At 52.8% G+C, this 6,813-nt stretch carries 6 protein-coding genes; 5 read left to right on the forward strand and 1 reads right to left on the reverse strand.

All coding sequences use genetic code 11. From position 1 onward, the window contains the following. The first annotated feature begins 1 nt into the window (after position 1). The 5 genes from BM357_RS15700 (at position 2) to BM357_RS19480 (ending at position 5,583) form a co-directional block, all read left to right on the forward strand. Positions 2–1,192: an FtsZ/tubulin family protein gene (locus tag BM357_RS15700; RefSeq protein ID WP_074955627.1), complete on the forward strand. Its 1,191-nt coding sequence runs from the start codon at positions 2–4 to the stop codon at positions 1,190–1,192. A 552-nt stretch (positions 1,193–1,744) separates the two neighbouring features. Continuing rightward, positions 1,745–2,125, forward strand: a complete 381-nt coding sequence (locus BM357_RS15705) for a hypothetical protein (protein WP_074955630.1) — start codon at positions 1,745–1,747, stop codon at positions 2,123–2,125. 740 nt (positions 2,126–2,865) lie between these two features. Then, positions 2,866–3,675 (forward strand): hypothetical protein, encoded by an 810-nt coding sequence (locus BM357_RS15710; protein WP_074955633.1) that lies wholly within the window; start codon positions 2,866–2,868, stop codon positions 3,673–3,675. 545 nt (positions 3,676–4,220) lie between these two features. Beyond that, positions 4,221–4,994, forward strand: coding sequence for a ParA family protein (locus BM357_RS15715; protein ID WP_074955637.1), 774 nt, complete (start codon positions 4,221–4,223; stop codon positions 4,992–4,994). Beyond that, the gene (locus BM357_RS19480) at positions 4,984–5,583 is read left to right on the forward strand and encodes a hypothetical protein (RefSeq protein ID WP_139234757.1); all 600 of its coding nucleotides are present in this window, start codon (positions 4,984–4,986) and stop codon (positions 5,581–5,583) included. Before BM357_RS15715 ends, BM357_RS19480 begins: the two co-directional genes overlap by 11 nt. 142 nt (positions 5,584–5,725) lie before the next feature. Here BM357_RS19480 and BM357_RS15725 read toward each other — a convergent pair whose 3' ends face one another. Beyond that, positions 5,726–6,571: a hypothetical protein gene (locus tag BM357_RS15725; RefSeq protein ID WP_139234758.1), complete on the reverse strand. Its 846-nt coding sequence runs from the start codon at positions 6,569–6,571 to the stop codon at positions 5,726–5,728. Positions 6,572–6,813 lie beyond the last annotated feature (242 nt).

Raw genomic sequence — 6,813 nt, forward strand, 5'->3', positions numbered from 1 at the left:
GATGCTCAAGTTCGGGTTTATCGGTTTTGGACAGTACGGTGGTCGGCAGGTTGACGTCCTACTGCCCCTCAGCGAACACTACACGGGTATGGCCGTCAACACAGCCGTCAACGACCTCGAAGGGCTCACGAACGTCCCCGACGGCTTTCGGCTTCAGTTGAAAGGGAACAGCTTTGGTGCCGGGCGCACTCCGGAGCTGGCGTACAATGCGTTTCTCGACAATGGTCCGGAGTTCGTTGCGACGGCGCAGACGGTCACCAAGGATTGCGATTTTATTTGGGTTGTCGCAGGCCTTGGGGGCGGAACTGGTACTGGGGCGCTCCAGGGCTTCCTACAGCACGGTACGGAGCTGTTTGAGCAGCCCATTGGGCTCATTATCACGATTCCTCGTGACGACGATGGAGCTGTTCAGAAGGCCAATGCCATGGGGGCGCTCAAGTACATCCAGGACGCCATCAACGAAAAGCGCATTGGTGCCGTCCTCATCGTCGACAACGACCGCTTCTTCCGCCAATTTGCCGCGGAGAATCGCCCCGGTGACTGGCGTGATCACAGTAACTTGTTGCTGGCCAAGACGCTTCACGACCTCAACACGATCACCATTGAGAGCGGACAGAGTAACTTCGACCGCACCGATCTGCTCAAGATCCTCTGTTCGAGCGGTTGCCTTGCCATCGGGAGCGCAAATCTGCGCGACTTAGACCAGGACAGCGTTTATCAAACGATCCGTAACTCGATCCAAAAGGGATTCTTCTCCTCAGGGTACCGGTTGGAAGAGGCCGAGTACTACGCGCTTTGCTTCACGCTCAACGAAGAGGGATCTAAGGTGCGCTCGTCCACATACGAACAGCACTTCGTCACCCATTTAAAGTCTCTCTTCCCGAACGCCACCGACAGCTTCTTTGGTTATTACACCAATCACAAGAATCACGTGCTGTCCGTGGTCAGTGGCCTTGGTCTACCTGAAAGAGTGTTCCAATTCAAAGATCAGATCAAGGTTGTGGAATCGCGCCAGGTCAAACGTCTCGATCTCGATGTCTCCGATCTGCCTGCGTTCAGCTCGACTACCAACCCGTTGCTGCGCCGCAAAGCAGGAGCTTCCGAGGACAATCCGTTGCTCAAGCGGCGCACCACGCTTTCTGCCGGGACCGCTCAGGCCTCACGAGACAATCCTCTCCTGCGCAAGAGGTAACTCGGAGGAATTCATATGCCGAAATACAAGAAACCCCTTAAGCAAACGAAGATGATCGATAACTGGAAATGCCCCTGGTGTCGCTCGGTTAATTCTCCCTGCGATGTGGACGGGAGCCCTGATTGGGCAGAGGACCAAATTGTCACTTGCCCAAAGTGCGAACATGAGGTCCTCATCCTAACCAGCATTGAGTTCATCTGCAGGCCTTCGGTCGGTGGAGTGCCATTGGATTAGGACTCGATTTCGCTACCTCACCGCCACCTGCTCTCGCTCCGGAGACCCATCGGGGTGGAACCGCAAAAAGGTTGCCCCAGGACATCCTGGGGCTCCTTTTTGTGTTGGCTCGTGCTTCGGATCGGCTCCGCCTTATCAAGGCTATCGCCAGCTCCTCCCCGCCACAAAGGGTCGCGCTCCTTATCCTCCCTCGCTTCGCTCAGTCCGGTACCGCGCTTTTCCCCTTTGTGTGGGGGCCCCTGAGCTGGCGATTCCTCCGCCTTGGGCGGAGCCCCCCTAGGGGGCGCACGAGCCCAACACGAAGGGAGGAATTACACAATGACAGTCGAACGTCGCAGCTCAGACCTGTTCATCGAAGGCCGGTACATCACGAACGAAGGATACGACGCGGAATATGGTCGTTTCTCCGTCGCGCAGATTCGGTCCTGGCTGGAGAATGGCCATGTGGGAATGCTCCACGTGTCCGAGTATGTCATCAACGGTACGCGTTACAATGCCTCTGCTCTCATGATCAGCAAAGATCACGGTATACCCTCTGTACGCGACGGGAAGTTGGTCATACCAGCTTGGTTCCGGAGAAAATTTCTCGGGCCTCCTCACCGTGACCACGGTGACCCCGATGACTTGGTTCAAGTGGAAGTTCTCGTGGACCCCAGCGATCCTCATTTTTTCGTAAGCATTGTTGAGGCCTCCGCATAAACGGAGGCCTTCCATACCCATCCAATCTCTTGAAGCTATCAGACTTGCCATCCAAACAAGTTTTCTATATTCTTATATCAAGCAATTATGATTGCGAGAAGCCACGCCGACCCAGCGGCGTCAAATCGAGAAGTGCCAGCCCGCGCGCTGGCAACACTCGATAAGGTATGACGAGCAACTGCTCGTCTGAAACCCGGCCAACAAAGACCTGGCCGGCAACACGACGGTCTGTCGGCCGAACGGACGAAACGACAAGCCAGTGTTGTGGGATGGGAGCAGGAGATCGCCATCATGTGTCGAAACTGGTAACCTAGCCGCGAACACAAAAGTTAAACGCCCACCCCTGCCAAGGTGAGCGTTTGACGACCAGGGCCGCAATCCCTGGTCCATAGATCAAGGAATGTCGCCTCATTCCTGGATCATCGAGGATTCACGTATATTATACTACAAAATATACGGAACTCCTCCTACTTGACCCAGAAAATCTGCGGGCATTCCTTGGTATATGTGACCAACGGGACGCCCGCTTTCATGTTCGCGACACTGCTTCGATGAAGCTCTCAAAAGGAGGGTAGAGCGGTACCTACCGGTTGACGAAAAAAAAGAACGGCTTTAGCAGCCGCCCACATGGAAATCCGAAACAAACTCGCAAAAAAAGGATACCATGCGGGCTTGGTTAAAGTCAACCCAAAAAAGGTATTCCGCGCAAAGACATGACTTACACCAAGAGATTTGGGCGCATGTACGTGCGCGAGATCGAGGCTTTGAAGGCCTTGCCGGTATCCGCGAAGCACATCTACACCACCATTCACTGCTTGGAACGATTCGACAACGACACCGGCACCGCTCCGTTTTCTGTGACACTCCTTGCAGAAGTAAGCCACTTGGCCCCTAATACTGTCCGCGCTGCGTGCCATGTCTTACAATCGGCTGGATTGCTCCTAGTCCAAGGTAACGAGGCAGCACTCCCTCTATACGCAGAATGCAGGGCCATCGAAGCATCATATACCTACATCCCGTCCATTGCGCTCGACGGACTCGCGCGGTACGTTCGGGCTGCATTGCCCGCGTATTACGACTTTGCTTTACAGCTTTTTAACCAGCTCCGCGTGCCAGATGCCGATCCACACTATACATATGCCACCCTCACTCGAACCTATCGTCTCGGCTCCAGGCGGTCGCGTATCCGGAAGTACCTTGGATACCTCCGTGATGCCATTGTGGCCTTCCCCGGCAAGAACCGCGATGTGTTACACTTCCGCTACGAAAAAGACGCTCACATGCGCGATTCTGAGCGCAATGAGTGGCTTTTGAAACGCGAGATGAAGGAAATCCTTCGTCCTGCGGTGCCCACATACCTGAACGCGGTTGTCGCCCGGATGTGGGATTACATAAAGCTCAAGCGCCTCCAGGGTGAGCTCGCAAGGCGCGTAGCGCGCGAGTTCGTCACCAGCATTGCGGACCTTCGCGAACCGGTGCGCAAGCCTGTTGCTTTCGTTATCGCATTTCTCCGCCGGCTGGACCTGTCTTTCTACCTGGACGCCGCGTAATCGCAGACCTCCATATCCCCTGTCAACACCGCTGAATCAAGCGGTGGGCTTTAGCATGTCTTCCTTTTCCCATAGCGCTTCTTTTCGATCCCAGACTTATACATGGCTGGCTGTCCTACCATTCCCTGTATCACCATGACTTCACTTATTACGTTTCGTGGCCAGTACACCTTTCAGCAAGCGCAATGCCTGGACACCGGTGCGCATCTCTTGGTTGCCTCCGCCTACCTGTTTCCCTTGCCACTACAGCAAAGTTCGGGGCTGCTACAATGACACTTAATCCTGATCTTTTCGACCCTGATTGATTCATACTCCACCTTTCTTTTTCTTTTTAACCATGGCTCCTGCTACAGCGACACCTCACTTCCCCACCAGCAATTAGAGGTTCTGTTAGACTCTCAGCCTATTCGACACGATACATGCCACAGGTTAACAGGTCTGATAATTAGTTAAAAAAGCTCTCTGGTAACCTATATCCCCTCTGTGCTACATTCACAGTGAATCCTGCAGAACACTACACAGAATACTGAATAGGAGGTGCGACCGTGGCGACAAAAATTTCCTTCGGGATTCAGAAAGGCGGTTGTTCCAAAACAACCACCAGCGGCATCTTCATTCATCAGCTTGTAACCCGCGACTTCCGCGGACTCGCGATCGACATGGATTCTCAGGGCAACCTCACAGAGCTGCTGACCAATCAAAGCGCCAACGAGTTTGCAGACCGCTCCGTTCTTGAGGCGATACGAGACGAAAACATCCATCCGTATATATACAAGATCACGGACAAGCTACACATTCTGCCCGCAAATAATCTCCTAGCCACACTGCCGCGTCTCTTGTATCAGAAATACGGATTCCACTCTAACCGTGTGTACACGATACTCCGAGATCTCTTAAGGGAGGTCGAAGACGAGTACGATTACATTATCATCGACACCCCCCCTGCTCTGTCTGAACACACTGTACAGGCTCTCGTGGCGTCGGACTGGGTCGTGGTAATGTTCGAGTGTTCGCAATGGTGCTTTTCCGCAATCCCAAACTTTATGGATTCCGTCGAGGTGGCTCGCAAACTCAATCCTCACCTGCAGGTCGCCGGCATCGTGAGGACTCTCAATGACATACGCCGCTCGGACAACAAGGAATTCAACGAACTCATCGCAGAGACGTATCCTGATCTAGTTTTCGAAACTATCATCCGTCGAAAGGCCGCCACCGGTCGGCTCCCCATTTATGGTCTTGGTGAAGCGAATCCAGAAATGGCGGAGGCCCTGGCCCAATATGAATCTTTGTTTGAGGAGGTAATGCGGCGTGTCCAGTAAGACCAACCTTAGGGCAGCTATCCGGGAGCGTAACTTGGCGGCACGGGCCATGCCGGTGTTTGAGGACCAATCGGATGAGAGTAGTACACTGAATACAACAGGAAAGAGTGAACCACATTCCACTCTCAGTACTACACAGAATATAACACCAGGTAATGCACAACACTCTGCACAGCATACTGAACAGTTTATGACACAGACGTCTGAACATACCCTAACCGAAGACAGCACTACGCCCGTTCCATTCGAAGATACGTCACTTCGGGATGCGACCAACACCTCAACACAAAATATTGCACAGCATGAAACACAGACCACTGAACAGAATATCGCACAGTCTTCTGCACAGGAGGCAACACTAGAGCCCGGTCAGGGGATCGTGAACTTCGTGAGAGAGATTGCCGGAGACGTCGGAAAGCAACGTGTCGAAGAAACACACACTAGGAGAACGTATCTCATTGAAAACGACCTGGTGGAGCGGCTTGAGGCCGAGGCAAGACGACGGCCGCGCGGGTGGCCCACGAAGCTCATCAACGGATTACTACGTGCGTATTTCGAGGAGCAAGATAGAATTGCAACGGACAAATGAAACCATAAATATAGCACTGTGTATTGCACAGTACACTACACAGTGTTTTCATCAGCAGCCTATTCATTCGATTACAAGTAGCCCCAGGCCAGTCCTGGGGCTTTGGTGTCTCTCGAATCTGAGACCTTACTTCTGTTCCTGTCTATGGCCTATCGGAATCGTTGATGACTCTCAGAGTGCCCCTCAGCCGATGCTTTACGATAAATCCCAGGCTCTCCGTGAACCATCGTTTCAGTGCGCCAGTGTCAACGTCGCTGTATCGCGCTATTTCGATGTCTCGAATATACGCCCAACGGTCGTCATGCTCACGACCAGGCGTAATAAGTTCATTCACATAGCCTAAATTTTCGGCGATCTCTTTGAACCGGTAGAGGTCCCCTGCACTTTCAAAAGTGAGCTCATACTGTGCGATAGGCTGACGCTCCAATGAACTTCCCAAACGGCTTACCGCCACTCTGATCGTGTGATCCTGGTACGGCTCAAACATAATACGATCCTCTTCGGCCAGCCGTACAAACGGAAAAGGAATGTTGAGTAGCGTCAATATTTGATGTGTCCCTCTCACTCCTTCGCCACCGTAACCACAGGCACATCCCGCGAACCACCATTCTCGGCCCTTATCATTGGCGAGAATCAACCGATAGTCTGTGTACCACGTGTGCTGCCCATCTACAGTCGGTACATGATACTGTTTAGGCACTGCCTTTACACCAAAGACCTTTACTAAGGTGATTCGGCCAAACTCTTCAATGTGGTCTTTCACGTATTGGATGTTTTCCTCTGTAATACCGCTTTCAACCAACGTAACACGGTCGTCCACATTGGACTGCGAGGTTTCAAAAAGCGTCGGGCCGTGCGTTTTGTAGCGCGCAACCAAGGAATAACCCGCAATTGTCAACAGTCCTACTTGCGAAATTCTCAAGTCATTCGACATCCGTTCCAGTTCCTCGCTCAAATCATCCGGTAGATCGACAGTGCGCCGGGCCATATGGATCACTCCCTACATTGTGGTACCTCCAGTATATCATTTTCATGCCTAATGTAAATGCCTTTCTAATGCCTTTATATCGTGCTTTATAGGCATTCAAGGTGAGGGTGAGAAACTTAGGATTGGTTGGCTCGCGCTTCCGATCGGCTCCGCCTTATCAAGGCTATCGCCAGCTCCTCCCCGCCACAAAGGGTCGCGCTCCTTATCCTCCCTCGCTTCGCTCAGTCCGGTACCGCGCTTTT

The sequence above is a fragment of the Paenalicyclobacillus macrosporangiidus genome, from assembly GCF_900116805.1.
In the GTDB taxonomy this organism is placed as follows: Bacteria; Bacillota; Bacilli; order Alicyclobacillales; family Alicyclobacillaceae; genus Alicyclobacillus_H; species Alicyclobacillus_H macrosporangiidus.